An 18,503-nucleotide genomic window follows, 5' to 3' on the forward strand; every position below is an offset into this window, starting at 1 on the left:
CGGCCGGGGCGCGGGACGGTGATGGCGGACGACCTGCCACAGCTCCCTCAGGAGAAGCCATGACGCTGCCTGCGCCTTCCCTGCTCCCCTTCCTCCTCGTCTTCACCGCCGTCTACGCCGGGGTGGTGCTGCCCGCCGTCTGGTCCCGCAGGCCCGCACGCCGGCGGGCGGCGCTGCGGGTGCTCACTCAGCTGCTGGGTGCTCTGCGGCGTCGAGGTCGCTGACCAGGGACCGGAGTACCGGCCCGTACTCGGGGTGGGACAGGGCGTGGGCCATCTGGGCGACCAGGTAGTCGGCGGGGTTGCCGGTGTCGTACCAGCGGCCCTGGATGACCTGGCCGTAGACCGCCCTGGTGGACGCGTAGGCGTTGATCGCGTCGGTCAGGTAGATCTCGCCGGTGCGGTGCTCGTACCAGCGGCGGGTCTGCTCGCGCAGTTCGTCGACGATGCCGGGGGTGATGACATAGCCGCCGATGGCCGCGTAGGAGGACGGCGCGTCGGCGGGGGCCGGCTTCTCGACCAGGCCCGTGATGCGCAGGGTGCCGCCGCCGAGGTCCTCCTTGACGAGGGGGACGCCGTAGCGTCGGGAGTCGGCGGGGTCCATCGGCATGAGGGCGAGCACGGGGCAGCCGGTCTGCTCGTGGGCGCGGATCAGCTGCTGGGCCCGGGGCACCCCGGCGACGAACACGTCGTCGGGCCACAGGACGAGGACGGGCTCGTCGCCGAAGGAGCGGGCGGCGTTGAGGACGGGGGTGCCGTTGCCGTAGGGGCCGCGCTGGTCGAGGTAGGTGATGTGGCCCCGGCGGGCCAGCTCGGCGACCTCCTCGACCGCGTCCGCGTAGGCGGTCTTGCCGTCGGCGCGCAGCTGGTCGACGAGGGCCGGGTTGGGGCGGAAGTGGTCCTGGATGAGGGACTTGCCGCCGGAGACGACGATCGTGATGTCCGTGATGCCGGAGTCCACCAGTTCCCGCACGGTGTGCTCGATCACCGGCTTGTCGCCGACCGGGAGCATCTCCTTCGGCGTCGCCTTGGTGAGCGGCAGCAGACGGGAGCCGAGTCCGGCGGCGGGGATCACGGCCCTGCGGATCGTCGGTGGCATCGCGCACCCCTCGTCCTCGTCCACGCTCCCGGTTCGCTCCGGTTCCTCTCCGGCCGGTGGGCACGACTCTAGCCCGCCCGCAGCCCCCTCAGCAGCAGCTCCACCACCGCCGCGAAGTCGCCCCCGGCCTCCGGCCGCTCCCACTCCGCGCGGTAACCGGGGTCGTGGAAGCGGCCGGTGGCCTGGAAGACGGCCCGTGCCTCGGTCTGCGGGTCGGCGGCGGTGAAGACGCCGGCTTCGGCCCCGGCCGCGATGATCCGCGCCAGCTGGCCGGTCAGGTCGTCGATGTGCTCGCCCACCACCGCACCGCTCTCCTGGGACAGCACCATGTACGTGGCGAACAGCTCCGGGTCGCCGCCCGCCTTGCGCCGCTTGGCCTCGAAGAGGGCGGCGAGCCAGTCGCGCAGCCGGGTCCCCGGGTCGCGGGTCTCGTCGGCGGCGATGCCCGCCAGAACGTCCGACGTACGGTCGAGCCACCGCTTCGTGACCGCCTCGCGCAGCGCCGCCTTCGTACGGAAGTGCCGGTAGACGCTGCCATGGCTGACGCCGAGCGCCCGGGCCACGTCCACCACGGTGGCCTTGGCCGGGCCGTGGCGGCGCAGCACCTCCTCGGTCGCTTCGAGGATGCGCTCGGCGGTCAGGGTCTCGGTGGTCGGTGCCATGCCCTAGACGGTACCCGGCACCACGATCACTGCTCCGTGCCGAGATGTGCCATCTGCGGGGCCGGGTAGCGGGTGCCGGCCGCCGCGCCGGCCGGTACGGCCTCCTCGATCGCCGCCAGATCCGTCTCGTCGAGTACGACGTCCAGGGCGCCCAGCGACTCGGCGAGCCGCGCCCGGGTGCGGGCGCCGACCAGCGGCACGATGTCCTCGCCCCGGGAGAGGACCCAGGCGGTCGCGATCTGCGCGACGGTGACGCCCTTGTCGTCGGCGATCTTGCGCAGCGCCTCGACGAGGTCGAGGTTGCGCTGGAGGTTGTCCCCCTGGAAGCGGGGCGAGACGCCACGGAAGTCGCCCGCCCCGAACCGCTGGTCACGGGTCACATGGCCGGAGATCAGGCCCCGGGAGAGCACTCCGTACGCTGTGACGCCGATGCCCAGCTCGCGCATGGCCGGCAGGATCTTCCGCTCGATGTCCCGGGTGATGATCGCGTATTCCAGCTGGACGTCGGCGATGGGCGCGGTGGCGGCGGCCCGCCGGATGTTCTCCGCGCTGGCCTCGCTGAGGCCGATGTGGCGGACGTACCCCTTCTCGACGAGTTCGGCGATCGCGCCGACCGTCTCCTCGATCGGAACGTCCGGGTCGACGCGGGCGATGCGGTAGACGTCGATGTGGTCGAGGCCGAGGCGCTGGAGCGAGTACGCGGCGAAGTTCCGCACGGCGGCGGGCCGGCCGTCCTGGCCGCCCCAGCCGCCGTCGGGGTCCCGCAGGGCACCGAACTTCACACTGACCAGGGCCTGTTCGCGGCGGGCCGCGGGGGCCGTGCGCAGGGCTTCGGCGACCAGCATCTCGTTGTGCCCCATGGCGTAGAAGTCGCCGGTGTCGAGCAGGGTCACGCCCGCTTCCAGGGCGGCGTGGACGGTGGCGATCGCCTCGGTGCGGTCGGCGTCGCCGTACACGGCGGAGGACATGCCCATGCAGCCCAGGCCGAGGGCGGAGACCTGGGGGCCGGTGCTGCCGAGAGTACGCGTGGGAAGGCTCATGCCCCCACCCTGACACGACAGATGACAGATTTCAATATCTGTCAGTCCATACTTGTCGACACGACAGTCCCCGCCGCCGCCCGGAAAATGAGAATTGTCCGCGAACAGTCACCCCCTGGGAGGGGCCATGACGATCCGCATCGGCACGTACAACGCGGAGAACCTGTTCCGCCGCCCCAAGGTCTTCGACATACCGGACGCCGCGGAGCGCCGGCAGGTCCTCGACGACTTCAACGAGCTGGTCGGCCTGCTCGACAAGGCCGTCTACAGCGACGAGGACAAGACCCGCATCGCGCGGATCATCAAGGACCACCGGGCCTACGACCAGGACCCCGACCACCCGCGCCCGCCGTTCGTCATCCAGCAGACCCGCGGCGGCACCGCCTCGCTCTTCAAACAGAGCGGGCCGGAGAGCGATCCCGTGATCACCGTCACCGCCAAGGGCCGCGCGAAGTGGACCGGTTGGGCCGAGATGGTGCGGTCCGAACTCGACTGGGACGTGGTCCGCAACACCGGCCGGGTCGTCGCCGAGGTCAACGCCGACATCCTGCTCACGGTCGAGGTCGAGGACCGGCTCACCCTGGAGCGCTTCAACCGGCAGGTCCTGGGCGGCGCGCTGGGCAAGCGGCCGTACCCCTACAGCATGCTGATCGACGGCAACGACCCGCGCGGCATCGACGTCGGCATCCTCAGCCGGCACCCGATCACCTCGATGCGGTCGCACATCTTCGACCTGCGCACCAACGGCGCGCCGGTGTTCAGCCGGGACTGCGTCGAGTTCGAGATCGCGGTCAACGGGACACCGCTGTGGATACTTGGCAACCACTTCAAGAGCAAGCGGGGCGGCGGAGGCGGCGGCGGGCTGCGGCTGGCCCAGGGCACCCGGGTCGCGGAGATCTACACGGAGGCCCTGCTCCGCTCCCCCCGCGTCCTCGTCGCCGGCGACCTCAACGACTCCCCCGACAGCGCGGCGGTCCAGAAGCTGCTGGCCACCGGCGCGAAGGACGCGATGAGCCACCCCTCCTACACGGGCGACCTCGGCACGTTCGGAACCGGCCACTCCCTCGACCAGAAGATCGACTACCTGCTGTTCTCACCGGAGCTGTTCGGCAAGGTGCAGCATGTGGACGTGGAGCGGCGCGGGGTGTGGGCGCCCAAGTCGTTCAAGTCCTTCGACACGGTGACCTCGAAGGCGGACGAGGCGTCGGACCACGCGGCGCTCTACGCGGACGTCGACCTGTAGGCACCGACGAAGCGGGTCCAGGCCTCCGCCCCGAAGAGGAGCACGCCGCGGGCGGGGGCCTTGCTGTCCCGGACGGGGACGAGGGCGGGGATGTCGTCGGCGACTTCTAGGCAGGCGCCGCCGTCCTGGTTGCTGTAGCTGCTCTTGCGCCACGTCACGTCGCTCAGGTCAAGGGCTCGCATGGCGCTTCCTCCAGCATCCGTTCGATGAACTGCCGCGATTCGCCCGGGGACAGAGCCAAGTCGCGTACCCGATCGTATCGGAGCTGGAGGCGCTCAACCGAGGCCGATTCCTGGACGAGTTCGCCCGAGTAGCCAGTCTCCACCCAGGCTACGGTCTGGCCGTCCAGACCTCGCAGAAAGATGGTGTCGGTGTTCGCCAGCCCGTGAAGTCCGGCGGGCCACGGCAGCACCTGGAGGGTGACGTTGAGGCGATGGCCCATCATGCCCAGGTGCTCCAACTGCGCACGCCACTCATCAGGCTCCTCCAGCGGAGTACGCAGCACCGCCTCTGAGAGAATCACGCGGAACTGAAGCGGATCCTCCCTCAGCAGCACGTCACGCCGCCCGATCCGGGCCTCGACCTGCGCTTCCAACTCGTCCCCCTTGAGCCCACCCTTCCTGAGCAACTCTCGTGCGTACTCGGGAGTCTGCAGTAGCCCCGGCAGGATGCTCGGCGAGTACTGCCACACACTCACGGCCTCCGCTTCCAGCACCATGTACCTCCGGTACCGCTCCTTGAACTGCGTCGGATCCGCCATCGCCAGTTCCCACAGCGCCAGCAGCATTCCCGGCGTCCCGTAGTACTGGTCGAGCGCCTGGACCACTTCGGGACTGCCCAGGGTGTGTCCCGTCTCCAGTTTCCCGAACAATGACCAGTCCCAGCCGACTTTCTCCCCCAGCTCCCGCAGGCTGTCGCCCTTCGCGGCCCGCAGTAACCGCAACTCCTCCGCGAACCGCTGCCTCGGCTCCTGGCTCCGTCCCGTGATCACTCGCCTCGGCGGCATCGCATCGCATCCCTCCGTGGAATTTGTGGAACTTACGCCGCCCGGCGACGAACAACCCCTCGTCAACGGCGCGCCGGCCCCGCCGCGAGGCCATCCTGTCGACAGCCCCCACCACCCAGAGTAGCCCAACCCTCACATTACGTACGAAAGTTGGGTAAAAGGAGTGACCTCATGCAGCACGAACCCGGCGCCCTCCTCTACGACCCCGCCACGGACAAGGTCGGCGAGTACCAGGACCGCTCCGGCCCCTACGCGATGCTCCGCCCCCTCGGCGGCGGCCGGGAATGGCAGGCCGACCCCGCCGCGCTGCGGCCGGCCACGGAGCGGGAGCGGCTGCACGCGAGCGTCCGCGCGGTGAACTCGCGGGCCCGGACCGACGGGCCCTTCATGGTGGGCCTGCGCCGTCCGCCCGAGCCGGCGCCGGACTGCGCCGAGTGCGGTGAACTGGCGGCGGCGCGGGAGAGCGCCCGCGCCGCGCACGACCACAGCGCGGAGACCGACGCCAACGTCCTGCTGCGCAGCCATCAGCGGCAGCAGCACCCCACCGCATAGCGCGAGGCCGGCCCCGACGGGATTCCCGTCGGGGCCGGCCTCGCGCGTGGACCGTGAGCCGTGGCTAGCAGCCGATCAGGCGGCCCGCCAGGTAGCCCTCGATCTGGTCGAGGGAGACCCGCTCCTGCTTCATCGAGTCGCGCTCACGCACGGTCACCGCGTTGTCGTCCAGGGTGTCGAAGTCGACCGTCACGCAGTACGGCGTACCGATCTCGTCCTGGCGGCGGTAGCGGCGGCCGATGGCGCCGGCGTCGTCGAACTCGATGTTCCAGTGCTGGCGCAGGGCGGCGGCGAGACCCTTGGCCTTCGGGGACAGCTCGGGGTTGCGGGACAGCGGCAGGACCGCGACCTTCACCGGGGCCAGACGGTGGTCGAGGCGCAGGACCGTGCGCTTCTCCAGCTTGCCCTTGGCGTTGGGGGCCTCGTCCTCGACGTAGGCGTCGAGCAGGAACGCCAGCATCGCGCGGCCGACACCGGCCGCCGGCTCGATGACGTACGGCGTCCAGCGCTCCTGGGCCTCCTGGTCGTAGTAGGAGAGGTCCTGGCCGGAGGCCTTGCCGTGGGCCGAGAGGTCGTAGTCGGTGCGGTTGGCGACACCCTCCAGCTCGCCCCACTCGTTGCCGCCGAACTGGAAGCGGTACTCGATGTCAGCGGTGCGCTTGGAGTAGTGGGAGAGCTTCTCCTTCGGGTGCTCGTACCACCGCATGTTCTCCTCGCGCAGGCCGAGACCGGTGTACCAGTTCCAGCGCTGCTCCATCCAGTACTCCTGCCACTGCTCGTCCTCGCCCGGCTTGACGAAGAACTCCATCTCCATCTGCTCGAACTCGCGGGTGCGGAAGATGAAGTTGCCGGGCGTGATCTCGTTGCGGAAGGACTTGCCCATCTGGGCGATGCCGAACGGCGGCTTGCGGCGCGAAGTGGTCTGCACCTGGGCGAAGTTGGTGAAGATGCCCTGGGCGGTCTCGGGACGCAGGTAGGCGATGGAGCCGGAGTCCTGGGTCGGGCCGAGGTGGGTGGAGAGCAGACCCGAGAACTGCTTGGGCTCGGTGAACTGGCCCTTGTTGCCGCAGTTGGGGCAGTTCACGTCCGCCAGGCCGTTCTCCGGGAGGCGCTTGTGCTTGGCCTCGTAGGCCTCCTCGAGGTGGTCCGCGCGGAACCGCTTGTGACAGGAGGTGCACTCGGTCAGCGGGTCGGTGAAGGTGGCGACGTGACCGGAGGCGACCCAGACCTCGGGGGCCAGGATGACGGACGAGTCGATACCGACCACGTCCTCGCGCGACGTCACCATGTAGCGCCACCACTGACGCTTCAGGTTCTCCTTGAGCTCGACACCCAGCGGTCCGTAGTCCCAGGCGGCACGCTGACCGCCGTAGATCTCACTGCAGGGGAATACAAAGCCACGGCGCTTGCTCAGGCTGACGATGGTGTCGATCTTGTCGGCGGCCACGGTGCTCTCTTCATAACGACGACGGGCGACGAAGCGAGATGCTTCCAGCGAATGATTCAGGGTACCGGCGGGGGCTCCCCCTCGACCAAATCGGATCCCCTTCCGCAGCTTGTTGACAACGGTTTCCATATTTGTTGAAAATGACTGTCATGAACGTACGACGACAGCGCATATCCGGGACAGTCGTGGCGGCCGTCACCGCTCTCGGCCTCGGAACCCTCTCCGCCTGCTCGGGCGCGAGCGCGGCGGGCAACACGGAGAAGTTCGACGTCGTCGCGTCGTTCTACCCGATGGCCTTCCTCGCCCAGCAGATAGGCGGGGACCACGTGAACGTCACCAGCCTGACCGAACCCGGCCAGGAGCCGCACGACCTGGAGATCAGCGCGAAGCAGACCGCGCAGCTCCAGGAGTCCGACGCGGTGCTCTACCTCAAGGACCTCCAGCCCTCCGTCGACGACGCGGTGGCCCAGTCCGAGGTGAGGACGAAGATCGACGCCGCCTCCCTCACCACGCTGGAGAAGCACGGCAACGAGGTCGGCGGCCACGCGGCCGAGCACGACGACCACGAGGACGAGGAGTCGTCCGGCCTGGACCCCCACATCTGGCTCGACCCGGTGCGCTACGCCCAGGTCGCCGAGGGGGTCGGCAAGGCCTTCGAGAAGGCCGACCCGGACCACGCGGCCGACTACAGGACCAACACCGCCGCCCTGGTGAAGAAGCTCGACGCGCTCGACACCGAGTTCGAGGACGGGCTCGCGCACACGAAGTCCAAGGTGTTCCTCACCACCCACGCCGCCTTCGGCTACGTCGCCGAGCGCTACGGCCTGACCGAGGAGGCCATCAACGGCCTCGACCCCGAGTCGGAGCCCAGCGCCGCGCGCGTGAAGGAGCTTGAGAAGATGGCGAAGGCGGACGGCGTCACCACCGTGTTCTACGAGACGCTCGTCAGCGACAAGACCGCGAAGACCATCGCCGCCGACGCCGGCCTGAAGACGGACGTGCTCGACCCGATCGAGGGCATCACGGACAAGTCCCGGGGCAGCAACTACTTCTCGGTCCAGAGGGCGAATCTCAAGGCGTTGCAGACGGCCCTGGGAGCCAAGTGACCAGCCGATCGGAGAGCGGCATGACCGAGCCCGTCATTTCCCTGCGCCAGGTCCGCGCCGACCTGGGCTCGCGCCCCGTCCTGCGGGGCATCGACCTCACCGTGCACCGCGGTGAGGTCGTCGCGCTGCTCGGCGCCAACGGCTCCGGCAAGTCCACCGCCGTGCGCAGCGTCATCGGCCAGGTGGCGATCGCCGCCGGCGAGATCGAGCTGTTCGGCACCCCGAGGAAGCGGTTCCGGGACTGGGCGCGGATCGGCTACGTCCCCCAGCGCACGACGGCCGCCGGCGGCGTCCCCGCCACCGTCACGGAGGTCGTCACCTCCGGCCGCCTCTCCCGCGCCCGCTTCGGCGTCCTGCGCAAGGCCGACCGGGAGGCCGTACGGCACGCCCTGGAGCTGGTCGGCATGGCGGACCGGGCGAAGGACAACGTCGACGCCCTCTCCGGCGGCCAGCACCAGCGCGTCCTGATCGCCCGCGCCCTCGCCGCCGAACCCGAGCTGCTGATCATGGACGAGCCGATGGCGGGCGTCGACCTGGCCAGCCAGGAGGTCCTGGCCCGCACCCTGAAGGACCAGGTCGCGGCCGGTACGACGGTCCTCCTCGTGCTGCACGAACTGGGCCCCCTGGAGCCCCTGATCGACCGGGCGGTCGTCCTGCGCGACGGCTGCGTGCAGCACGACGGACCGCCCCCGAAGGCCGTCGGCCAGCACGCCCTTCCCGGCCATGACCATGTGCACCCGCACGCCTCGGCGGGCGCCGAACCGATCCGTACCGGCCTGCTGAGCTGATGGACCTGTGATGGACTTCCTCGACTACGCCTTCATGCAGCGGGCCCTGCTCGCCGCCGTCCTGGTGGGCGTCACCGCCCCCGCCGTCGGCATCTATCTCGTCCAGCGCCGCCAGGCCCTCATGGGCGACGGCATCGGCCACGTCGCGATGACCGGCGTCGGCCTCGGCTTCCTGCTCTCCACCTCCCCGGTCTGGATGGCGACGGCGGTCTCGGTCGTCGGCGCGGTCCTGATGGAACTGATCCGCTGGTACGGCAGGACCCGCGGCGACATCGCCCTCGCGATGCTCTTCTACGGCGGTATGGCCGGCGGCGTGATGTTCATCAACCTCGCGCCGGGCGGCTCGAACGCCAACCTCACCTCGTACCTCTTCGGCTCCCTGTCGACGGTGTCGGATGCGGACGTCACGGCGATCTGCCTGCTCGCGGCCTTCGTGGTGCTGGTCACCCTGGGGCTGCGCCGCCAGCTCTTCGCGGTCAGCCAGGACGAGGAGTTCGCGCGGGTGACGGGCCTGCCGGTCCGCGTGCTCAACCTGCTCACGGCGGTCACGGCGGCGGTGACGGTGACGGTCGCGATGCGGGTGGTCGGCCTGCTGCTGGTGAGCGCGCTGATGGTGGTCCCCGTGGCGGCGGCCCAGCAGCTCAGCCGCAGCTTCGCCGCGACCTTCGCGATCGCGGTGGCGATCGGTGTGACGGTGACGATCAGCGGCACGGTGACCTCGTACTACCAGGACGTCCCGCCCGGCGCGACGATCGTCCTGCTGACCATCGCCGTGTTCATCACGCTGAGCGTGCTGGCCGCCCCGCTGGCCCGCCGCCGCGCCCGCGCGGCAGCCGCAGCCCGGCCGGCCGCGGACCCGGCGGAGTGCGCGATTCCGGCCACGAGAGCGGCCGACCGGGAAGTCGGCGTCTGACCGGCCACCGGCCGGGCTGGCACAATGGCCCGGCAAGCCGCAGACGTGAGGAGGCAACGGTGACGACCGCTGGACCGCCCGTGAAGGGCCGCGCCACCCGGCAGCGCGCCGCCGTGGCGGCGGCGCTGGACGAGGTCGACGAGTTCCGCAGCGCGCAGGAACTGCACGACATGCTCAAGCACAAGGGCGACTCGGTCGGCCTGACCACCGTCTACCGCACCCTCCAGTCCCTCGCCGACGCCGGCGAGGTCGACGTCCTGCGCACCTCCGACGGCGAGTCCGTCTACCGCCGCTGCTCCAGCGGCGACCACCATCACCACCTCGTCTGCCGCGCCTGCGGCAAGGCGGTCGAGGTGGAGGGCCCCGCGGTGGAGAAGTGGGCGGAGGCGATCGCCGCGGAACACGGCTACGTCAACGTGGCCCACACGGTGGAGATCTTCGGCACCTGCGCGGACTGCGCCATGGCTGCTTCCTAGCGGGCGCGGTTGCGGGCGAGGCCCACACCGCCCGCGGCGTCGCCCCCGAGCGTCGGCCGGCGGAGACCACGGGCACCGAGCCGGCGGTCCGCCTCCCTGAACAGCAGGTCCAGGGAGATGACCTCCGGCCCGTCGGGCAGGCCGTTGTTCAGAATGTCGATGAGTCCGCCGGTGAACGCCGTGTACCCGCCGCCCGACGGAGCGGGGGTGTCCTGGGCGGAGGCGGCCATCATCAGGACGTCGTTCGGGAACGGCTCGATGTTGAGGACCCCGGGCAGCGAGTCGATCCGGGCGGCGCCGGCGTAGTAGCAGTCCAGGATGATCATCTTGTGGCGCGCCTGGCTGTCGCGGACCGCGTCACGGACGTGGTCGACCGGCACCGCCATGACGGTCGAGTGCGGCCTCGTGTCACGGACCGCCAGACTCAGGTCCCCGTTGACCGGGTCGAACAGGCCATGCCCCGCCAGGTACACCAGCAGCGTGTCCTCAGCGGCCGCGGCGGACCGGCGGACCTCGTCCAGGACCTGCTCTGTGCTCTCCGGGTTCGCCAGGACCGCCGTGCGGTCCCGGGCGAAGGCGCCGTCCGACGGATCCGTCAGCACACCCGCGAGGTCCCTCAGTCCGTTCAGCACCTGCGGCAGCTCGGGCAACTCGTCGTACACACCGGCTCCGACGAGGACCGCGTTGGAGCGGGACCGGTCGGGAAGACCCGGCGGGCGAGGGCGTTCGGGCAGGGCCGGCCGCAGCCAGGCCCAGGCCCGGTAGTTCTTGAGGTCGACACGCACACGCTGGAAGTGCTCCTGGAGGGCGGGCACCTTCCGGCAGAGCGGATCGGACACGACGACGGCGAGGTCCGCATCCCGGTCGGCGTCCACCGCCGCTCGCAGCACGGCCGAGTCGAGAAGACGGGCCGTGTGGACCACCGTTTCTCCCGTGGAGAACGGATCCGCCACGGCAGGTCCCTGGTGCACGGCGACGCGCAGGCGCATCGGATCCCCCGCCGCACGAGTCCTTCTCAGCGCCTCGCCCAGCCCGTCGAGGAACGCGGGCAGGGTCGCGGACTCGTCCACGCCGGGAGGCAGAAGCATGACCGCGCCGTCGCCGCGGCTCTCCAGGCGAAACTCGTCCGCGGCGACCCCGGCCGCCCGCGCCGCTTCGACGAGGATCGTGTCCTTGATCTCCCACAGACGCATCTGGGCCGACTCGGGCAGGTCCGAGAAGCCCACGATGTCGACGGCGACGCACACCCGTTGCTGAAGGGCCGGCACACCGTTCTGGAGGCGCAGCCACACGACCGGCGCGACGCTGTCGGCCCGCCCGTCGGCCCGCGCGACGACGACGCAGTCGTCGACCGGGAGCGGTCCGTCCGGCTTGTCGTCGTCGTCGACGGCCACGACGAAGACCACGGGAACAGAGCCGTCCGTGTCCGGCGTCCCCCCTATGCCCGGCCAAGTGAAGGGGGATCCGCGATGGCTGACCTTCACCACGTAGCGCTGACCGTCCTCAAGCCACACCAGCCCGTCACTTCGCCCGGCCCGTCCTCGCCGCTCCCGTACGACCTCGATCCCGCGGGCTCGGAGGAATCGCCACAGGTCCTCGGTGACCTCCCTCTCGTCCCGGTACGTCCCCTCCCCCCGGAGGGCCCCGGAGTGCGGATCGACGAAGTGGATCAAGTGCGGAAGCAGCAGCCCCGCGCCCGGCGGCAGTCCGGCCCGGCGCACCCGGTCGAAGGCGCCACGGACCTCGGCGGTGCTCTTGGACAGTACGGCCTCGGCGTACTCCGCGCGCAGGCGGTCCTTCTCCTCGGGGGTCTGCTCGCCGAACCGTGTCGCGAGCGTGTTCCACAGCTCGGTGACCAGGTGCCAGGGAGGAAGGACGCGCCCCTCGAAGTAGCCGTCGAGTTCCGCGGGCGACATATCGGCGTCGGCCATGAAGTCATAGCCGTCGATGCCCAGCGAGTCGAACAGCAACCGGAGCGATCCGCCGAAGGACGACGGGGCGGGTGTGCTGTCGTAGCCGGGCACGTCCCGGAGTCCGAGCCGGGCCTGGAACTCCGGACCGAGATACGCGAACGGTGCCGCGGTCGTCGCGGAGTCCGGGTCCAGCGGCCATGCCGGGAAGTCCGAGGAGCGGCCGGCCAGGGACTCGATGAGGTCCCCGACCCTGCGTGCGCAGTCGATCAGTTCGGCGGTGGGGACGGCGTCGAGCAGCAGGTCCTTGACCTGCGGTGTGAAGTCGAACAGCCGGTGGCGCCCCGAGGACGGGATGTCCCGCACGGGTGGAAGGGCGTGCAGCAGTCCGCCGAGGAGCACCTCCGCCAGCGGTGTGGGGTCCTGTCCCTGATCGAGGCAGGTGTGGACGAGGCGCATGACCGGCACGGTGACGGGGGCCATCGCGGCGAGATGCGCGGCCAGCCGCAGCGCCTCGGGGGAGGCCGCGCGGGCGAAGTCCGTCACCGGCACCGCAGGCCGTGCGTCACCGGCGGCCCGGGGCCGGGGGGCGGTCCACAGGGGCACGGGGACCGGACGTCCCACGACGGTGTTCACCGCGGTCCAGGTGGCAAGGCTGTCGGCGGTGAGTTCCAGCACCGGGACGGGGACGGACGGTGGTGGGGCGACCTCCGGCGGGAAGAGCTGGTCCGCCACCGCCCATGCGGTGTTCGGCGCGCCGGGCCGGGGGGACGTGACCCGCCAGGTGTCCGCCCCGACGCCGGATCCCGCCCACAGCCGGCGGGGCAGGGTGTGGACCACGGCGGTGGGGCCGCGGCGGGCCCAGGCTTCGAGCAGGGGGCGCAGGCGTCCGTCGCTCCAGGCGGCCGCGGCTCCGTCGGTGACCACCAGGACCATCGTCCGTCCGGAGCCGTCCACGACGGTGTCGGCCGGCCTGGTCGCCGTAGCGGTGCTCCACGGGGGCCCGAGCCGGATGCCGGCGCCGTCCGTGTCGTAGCGGATCTGGTACGTCTGCACCTCGCGGAAGGCACCGCTGTGCTCCAAATGGGCCCGGAATTCGGCGCAATGACGCTCCCACAGCAGCATCGACACTCCGCTGTCGATGATCAGGACCAGCCGCAGCCACCGTTCCCGTTCCGGACGCAGGACCGGGTACGTGACACCGGTGTCGGCCTGCCGCTCGGCCGTCGCCTCCTCGTCGAACTCGGTCCTCCGGTGGTTCGCGACGAGTCGTTTCAGGGGCCGCAGCGCTCGGCCGAGCGGCAGGGACGGTCCCAGCGCCCTGGTGCCGGGGGTCCGGACGGCCTCGGCCGCGGCCGAGGGGCCGACCGGGCGCGAGACGACTCCGACGCGCCGGGCCGGTTCCCGGGCGGGCGCGGAGAGTGCTGCCGGGAGCCGCTCCGCCGCCGGGAAGACAGCATCGTCGTCCGTCGTCCGGGAGGAGGGGACGGGGTCCGGAGGCGAGGGCTGCGGGGCCGTGGCGCGGGGGAGATGGGCGGCGAGGGGAGCCGCCGGGCCGCTGGGGACGCGGCGGGCCAGCCAGAGGAAGTCGACGAGGTCTTCCTCCTCGACAGGCAGGTGCAGCAGCCCGGCGTCCGCGAGGATCTTCCCCAGCTCCTCGAACATGCTCAGCCGTCCGCGTTGAGCCGGTGCAGCACCGTCTTCAGCAAGCCCTCGGCGTCCAGCCGGGCACCTCCGTGGCGCAGGAACACGGCGTTGAGGAGCTGGTCCGTGGCCAGTTCCCCGACGGCCCTCTTGGCGAGGAAGGCCTGCACCAGGTCGCCGGCGTCGGCGAGGGCGCCGGGTCCGAGATGACCGGCGATGATCTCCCGCAGGCGGGCCTCGTCCGGATCGCCGAGGTGCAGCGGAAGGCAGCGCCGCCGGAACGCCGGAGGGAAGTCCCGTTCGCCGTTGCTGGTGATGACGACCAGCGGGAACTCGACGCACCGCACCATGCCCCGCGTCACCTTCGCCCGCTGGTGCGGGTCGGCGGTCAGGACGTGGACGTCCGCCTGGTCCTCGGGGAGCCGGGACAGCTCCGGGATCTCGAAGGTGCCGTCCTCGAAGACGGTCAGCAGGTCGTTCGGGAGGTCCACATCGCCCTTGTCGAGTTCGTCGACGAGCAGGACGCGGGGGCGGCCGGTGGCGACGAGCGCCGTGCCGACCGGGCCCAGCCGGAGGAACGAGCCGATGTCGGGCTGGGCTTCCTGGGGAGCGCGGTGGAGATTGCTCTCCTGAAGGCGCCCGATGGCGTCGTAGCGGTACAGCGCGTCCTGGAGAGTGGAGCGGCTGTTGACCGGCCAGTGCAGTACGGGTCCCAGGTCCAGCTCGTGCGCGATGGCGGCCGCGAGTGAGGACTTGCCGGTTCCCGGGTGTCCGGTGACGAGCAGCGGTCGGCGCAGGTGGATGGCGGCGTTGACCACGTCCGTCTCCTGACGGCCGATCACGTAGTGCGGGGTGGCGGCCGTCGGGGCGGCGAAGCGCCGCCAGGGCGGCGCCTGGGGAATCGGGACGGCGCGCCGGTGTCCGTCCCCTCGGAAGATCCGCCAGTCCTCGGTCTCGGCGGCGGATTCGCCCATGGCGTCGGGCTCGGGCTGGTGCGTCATCGGAAACCCACTTCTCAGGAGTCGGAGCCGTCGAAGCCGTCGGTGGAGCCCGAGGAGCCGGCGGAGTCAGGGGGGCCGCCGGCGGGCTCACCGAGGCCGGACGGTTCGGCCAGGGACAGCACGGGCGGCGGAGGGCGGTCGGCGGCCTCCAGCAGCACCGCCGGGCGGGCGGGATGGGCCACGGGGTCCGCACAGGCCTTCGCCCGGTAATGACGGACCCGCCAGGGCAGATCCGCCACGGCCCCCTCGGGTCGCAGGGGGGCGAAATGAGCCTCCGGCACCGCTTGTGCGGCCTGCCGGTCCCACAGCACGACGGGGTAGCCGAGCCGGAGCGCCGCCTGCACTAGACGGTCCCGGCCCGGCGGGGCGGCCCGCACCACGACACGGGCCGCTTCGGCATACGCCATGAGGGCCCCGTACACCGCTGCTCTGTCCTTGAGGTGCTCGTCGTCGAGGTAGACCACGATGTCGTTGTGGCGTCGCGACCAGCGGCGCTCGAGCGCGGCCCGGCGCCGTTCCTCGCCGTCCCGGGAGGCCAGGGGCGCACAGCGCAGGACCGTCGCCTGCCCCACACCGAGCAGGAGGGGCAGCGGATCGTCGTCGTCGGATCCGTCCCAGGAGTCGACGGGCAGGTGTACGGCGTCCGGCGGCACCACGATCTCGACCACCGGCTCCTCCTCGGTGAGCGCGCGCAGCAGCGACACCGTGCGCTCGATGCGGCGCACCACGTCCCGCGGGGTCAGAGGCTTCATGCTCTGCTCGGTCGCCCGTTCGAGGCCACCCGCACCCGTGTCGATCCACATCACGCAGATGAAGTGCTCCTCGCCGGCGCCGTCGCCCCCGGAGGTGCCGCCCGGTGATGCCGGGTCCAGTTGGGCCACCACCCTGGGGGTCCCGCCGAGCGAACCGGGCCACATCATCGCCTCCCCGCGGCGTTCGGCGAGGCCGCCGGGGTCGACGCCCAGCCTGCGGGCGACCCGCTCTCCCCAGTCGTGCAGCGGTCGGCGGATGTCGTGGGCGAGTGCGGCGAGCAGTTCGGTGAAGCGGACGACCGCGGGCACCAGCTGCCGGCCCGGACGCGCCATACTCTGGCCGCCGGTGTGTTCCTCGAAGTGCTTTACGCACGCCATGAGCTGGCCGACGGTCGGGCCGGTGGCGTCCTCGACGGCCGGCGGCAGCCACGTCCTCTCCATCGGCAGAGCGGCACGCACCGCGGCGAGCACATGAGCCGTCGGGAGCGGAACCGGGTTCCGGCCGAGGATCTCGCGCAGGGCGGCGTACTCCAGCGGGGACAGCAGACCGGGCGCCTGCCGGGAACGGCCCAGTGCCAGGAGCCGGTCCGCGGCCTCCCGGTCGCGCGAGTGCACCATCTCCACGACTGCGGCCATGGCCCGCTCCACGGTGAGCAGCACCTCCGCGATCCGTTCGTCGGACGGTGCCGGTCCCAGCGCCGCGCCCGGACACGAGGAGGCGAGGTGTTCGACGCACCGCCCGCGCAGATCCCTGTCGGTGAGGGCGTTGCGCAGTGCGAGGGCGACCTCGTCCCGGCCGACCGCCGGGGTCCGCGGAGGGGGCGGCTCCGACGGCACCAGGCGTTCCTCAGAACCGTCCAGGGTGCGGATGCGGAGGCTGACGGGCGTCTGCCGGGGGCCGCCCACGGCGTTCCACTCGTCGAACCACCTCCTGACGTCGGTTGCGAGCGCGTCCAGGTCCGGTCGCGGGCCGGCCGCGTGCGTCTCCAGCCAGTCGAGTACGGCGCGGGAGAAGGCTCCGCTGCGCGCCGCCGCGTCGTTCTCCGCGACCTGGCCCGCCGCGGCCGCGTACAGCAGGAACTGATCGACGGAGCGCCGGGGGGCCGTGGGGAACTCGGCGACCGCCGGGCCGTTCGGCTGATGGTGGTGTTCCAGGAAGGTCGCGCAGGTGTCGAAGAAAAGCACCTGCTGTCCGAAGCCCCGCAGGTCGGCACGCTGGAGGTGTTCGAGCAGATGGGCCGTGTCGAGGCAGCGCTTGTCCCTCGGGGATGCGTCGGGACACAGCAGCAGGCGCCGGTCGCCGTGCCCCAGGACCCCGTGGCTGCCCCAGTACACGTACAGGAGGTCGCCGTCGCGCCCGTCGAGACCGTCGGTGAAGGCGTCCATGAGCTGGTCCCGTGACCAGGTCTCGCACCAGTCGAACGCGGGCTGCGCGGCCTGCGTCCTGAGCAGCCGGCGGCTGTCCTCTCCGGGGGCCAGCAGCAGCCGGACGTTGGCGTCGGGCACACCGCCCCCGCGCAGCCACTGGGCGAACCGCAGGGCGTCCCCCACGGCGCCGGACAGGTCCCAGTCCGGGTGCCGGGGATACCGTTCGATGCCGACGACCACGGCGTGGACGCGTGCCGGGTCGTCGACGGGGTTCAGCCCAGCCATGTGCCGACGGCGTCCCAGACCTCGCGGTTGGACCAGTAGGCGCTGTGCGCGAAGGGGAACGGCTGGCGGTTGTCGACCTCGTGGTCGGTGGCGACGGCGGGGAAGACCGCGGCCGCGCGGAAGGACAGCAGGTCGCGTCGGTCGTAGAGGTTGAGCCAGCGTCGCGGGAAGTGCGCGGGGGGCTGCTGGGGGTGTTCGAGGGAGACCAGCGCGCCCGCCTCGTAGAAGAACGGCGCCTGGGAGCCGACGGTGATCAGCTGGTCGACCCGCTCGATCTCCTCCGCCACCATGAGGTCGACGCAGGCCACGCCGCCGAGGCTGTGGGCGATGACGGTGACGGCGTCGCCGGGGGCGTGCTCGACGGTGCGCTTGATCAGCCGGCGCAGGGTGTGGCCGCGGGCCTGGTAACGCAGGATGTCACCGACCGCGGGCACGAGGAGGTCGTCGCTGTACCTGCCGCGCCGCCGACGGGCCTGCCACGTGAGGGCGCGCAGCGCGGGGGTGGCGGCGGCCTTGGCCACCGATCCCGCCAGACTGCGGCCCTGGGTGTGCAGGTCGGAGCCGAGCACGGTCAGCAGGGCGTCCCGCCGGAGGCCGTCGAGGGAGTCGGCTCCCCGGTCCGCCGCGTCCGCCAGCGCCGCGGCGACGACGGCCCGCGCGAACGCGTGCCGGTGCTCGTAGCCGCCTTCGTCGGCCGTGGCCGCCGCGTCCCGTAGCTCCGGCGACCCGGCGACCGCGCGCACGGCGCGGTCGAGGGCGTCGCCCAGCCCGTGTTCCGCGAAGGCGTCCCTGACCCGGGGCGACGGGGTGTAGGCGGAAAGCTCTTCGAGCAGCTTCAGGGCCGGGCTCTGCCCCCGTCCCATCGCCGAGGGAAAGGCCGGGCGGAGACCCAGAAGGCGCAGTTCGTAGCCGGGGTCGCGGTAGAGCACCCCCCAGACGGCCACGTCCGCGTCCTCCTCACGGCCCCCGCCGGATGCGGTGTAACCGGGGATGCTCGCACCGTCGACGGCGAGCCCCGCTCCGGCCTCACGCCCCCAGAAACAGCCCCGCGTCCGCATCCCGGGACGCAGCCCCGCCAGCGCCGACCGCACGGTCTCGAGCGTCTCGCCGTAGGACTCTTCCCGTACACCGGTGCCGTGCACGAACACCACCGAGCGCTGCATGTCCCCCCACCCCGTGGACGCATGCGGCCGGGCTTCCGCGCCCGGCCCC

At 71.6% G+C, this 18,503-nt stretch carries 17 protein-coding genes; 7 read left to right on the top strand and 10 right to left on the bottom strand.

Annotated features, from left to right (window positions below):
- Window positions 1-59: 59 nt before the first annotated feature.
- Window positions 60-224, top strand: coding sequence for a hypothetical protein (locus tag ACFY30_RS14890; RefSeq protein WP_390845597.1), 165 nt, complete (start codon window positions 60-62; stop codon window positions 222-224).
- Here ACFY30_RS14890 and ACFY30_RS14895 read toward each other — a convergent pair.
- From ACFY30_RS14895 to ACFY30_RS14905, 3 genes are all read right to left on the bottom strand, one after another.
- Entirely contained in the window at window positions 184-1,098 is a 915-nt protein-coding gene (locus ACFY30_RS14895) for a UTP--glucose-1-phosphate uridylyltransferase (RefSeq protein ID WP_390845598.1), read from the bottom strand. The genes ACFY30_RS14890 and ACFY30_RS14895 overlap by 41 nt on opposite strands.
- 68 nt (window positions 1,099-1,166) lie before the next feature.
- Entirely contained in the window at window positions 1,167-1,760 is a 594-nt protein-coding gene (locus ACFY30_RS14900) for a TetR family transcriptional regulator (protein ID WP_390845599.1), read from the bottom strand.
- 26 nt (window positions 1,761-1,786) lie between these two features.
- Window positions 1,787-2,800, bottom strand: a complete 1,014-nt coding sequence (locus ACFY30_RS14905; RefSeq protein WP_390845600.1) for an aldo/keto reductase — start codon at window positions 2,798-2,800, stop codon at window positions 1,787-1,789.
- A gap of 127 nt (window positions 2,801-2,927) precedes the next feature.
- Between ACFY30_RS14905 and ACFY30_RS14910 the strand changes: the two genes are divergently transcribed.
- Entirely contained in the window at window positions 2,928-4,043 is a 1,116-nt protein-coding gene (locus ACFY30_RS14910) for an endonuclease/exonuclease/phosphatase family protein (protein WP_390845601.1), read from the top strand.
- Here the strand turns inward: ACFY30_RS14910 and ACFY30_RS14915 are convergent.
- Together ACFY30_RS14915 and ACFY30_RS14920 are read right to left on the bottom strand one after the other, a co-directional pair.
- Window positions 4,022-4,225, bottom strand: coding sequence for a DUF397 domain-containing protein (locus ACFY30_RS14915; RefSeq protein ID WP_390845602.1), 204 nt, complete (start codon window positions 4,223-4,225; stop codon window positions 4,022-4,024). The genes ACFY30_RS14910 and ACFY30_RS14915 overlap by 22 nt on opposite strands.
- Window positions 4,207-5,049: a helix-turn-helix domain-containing protein gene (locus tag ACFY30_RS14920; RefSeq protein ID WP_390845603.1), complete on the bottom strand. Its 843-nt coding sequence runs from the start codon at window positions 5,047-5,049 to the stop codon at window positions 4,207-4,209. Before ACFY30_RS14920 ends, ACFY30_RS14915 begins: the two co-directional genes overlap by 19 nt.
- 171 nt (window positions 5,050-5,220) lie before the next feature.
- Here ACFY30_RS14920 and ACFY30_RS14925 point away from each other — a divergent pair, with 171 nt between their 5' ends.
- A complete protein-coding gene (locus ACFY30_RS14925; protein WP_390845604.1) occupies window positions 5,221-5,601 on the top strand; it encodes a hypothetical protein in 381 nt (126 codons plus the stop codon).
- 64 nt (window positions 5,602-5,665) lie between these two features.
- Here ACFY30_RS14925 and ACFY30_RS14930 read toward each other — a convergent pair whose 3' ends face one another.
- On the bottom strand, window positions 5,666-7,048 hold the full coding sequence (locus ACFY30_RS14930) for a glycine--tRNA ligase (RefSeq protein WP_390655408.1): 1,383 nt from the start codon (window positions 7,046-7,048) through the stop codon (window positions 5,666-5,668).
- Window positions 7,049-7,197: 149 nt separating this feature from the next.
- On the opposite strand from ACFY30_RS14930, the gene ACFY30_RS14935 reads away from it, so the two are divergent.
- Genes ACFY30_RS14935 through ACFY30_RS14950 form a run of 4 tightly spaced genes read left to right on the top strand, consistent with a single transcriptional unit; the run spans window position 7,198 to window position 10,331 of the window.
- Window positions 7,198-8,154 (top strand): metal ABC transporter substrate-binding protein, encoded by a 957-nt coding sequence (locus tag ACFY30_RS14935; protein ID WP_390845606.1) that lies wholly within the window; start codon window positions 7,198-7,200, stop codon window positions 8,152-8,154.
- 20 nt (window positions 8,155-8,174) lie between these two features.
- Window positions 8,175-8,942, top strand: a complete 768-nt coding sequence (locus ACFY30_RS14940) for a metal ABC transporter ATP-binding protein (protein ID WP_390845607.1) — start codon at window positions 8,175-8,177, stop codon at window positions 8,940-8,942.
- Between the two features lie 10 nt (window positions 8,943-8,952).
- Window positions 8,953-9,855, top strand: a complete 903-nt coding sequence (locus ACFY30_RS14945; protein ID WP_390845608.1) for a metal ABC transporter permease — start codon at window positions 8,953-8,955, stop codon at window positions 9,853-9,855.
- Between the two features lie 59 nt (window positions 9,856-9,914).
- The gene (locus tag ACFY30_RS14950; protein ID WP_390845609.1) at window positions 9,915-10,331 is read left to right on the top strand and encodes a Fur family transcriptional regulator; all 417 of its coding nucleotides are present in this window, start codon (window positions 9,915-9,917) and stop codon (window positions 10,329-10,331) included.
- On the opposite strand, the gene ACFY30_RS14955 is transcribed toward ACFY30_RS14950, so the two are convergent.
- From ACFY30_RS14955 to ACFY30_RS14970, 4 genes are read right to left on the bottom strand one after another with little or no spacing between them, the layout of a single operon-like run.
- Window positions 10,328-13,906, bottom strand: a complete 3,579-nt coding sequence (locus ACFY30_RS14955) for an SAV_2336 N-terminal domain-related protein (protein WP_390845610.1) — start codon at window positions 13,904-13,906, stop codon at window positions 10,328-10,330. The genes ACFY30_RS14950 and ACFY30_RS14955 overlap by 4 nt on opposite strands.
- A gap of 2 nt (window positions 13,907-13,908) precedes the next feature.
- Window positions 13,909-14,886, bottom strand: coding sequence for an AAA family ATPase (locus ACFY30_RS14960; RefSeq protein ID WP_390845611.1), 978 nt, complete (start codon window positions 14,884-14,886; stop codon window positions 13,909-13,911).
- Between the two features lie 14 nt (window positions 14,887-14,900).
- On the bottom strand, window positions 14,901-17,291 hold the full coding sequence (locus ACFY30_RS14965; protein ID WP_390845612.1) for a hypothetical protein: 2,391 nt from the start codon (window positions 17,289-17,291) through the stop codon (window positions 14,901-14,903).
- Window positions 17,279-18,454 carry a hypothetical protein gene (locus tag ACFY30_RS14970; protein ID WP_390845613.1) on the bottom strand — a complete coding sequence of 392 codons (1,176 nt, stop codon included), beginning with the start codon at window positions 18,452-18,454 and terminating at the stop codon, window positions 17,279-17,281. The genes ACFY30_RS14965 and ACFY30_RS14970 overlap by 13 nt, the downstream gene beginning before the upstream one ends.
- Window positions 18,455-18,503: the final 49 nt, after the last annotated feature.

It is taken from the genome of Streptomyces sp. NPDC000345, assembly GCF_042898825.1.
Lineage (GTDB): Bacteria > Actinomycetota > Actinomycetes > Streptomycetales > Streptomycetaceae > Streptomyces.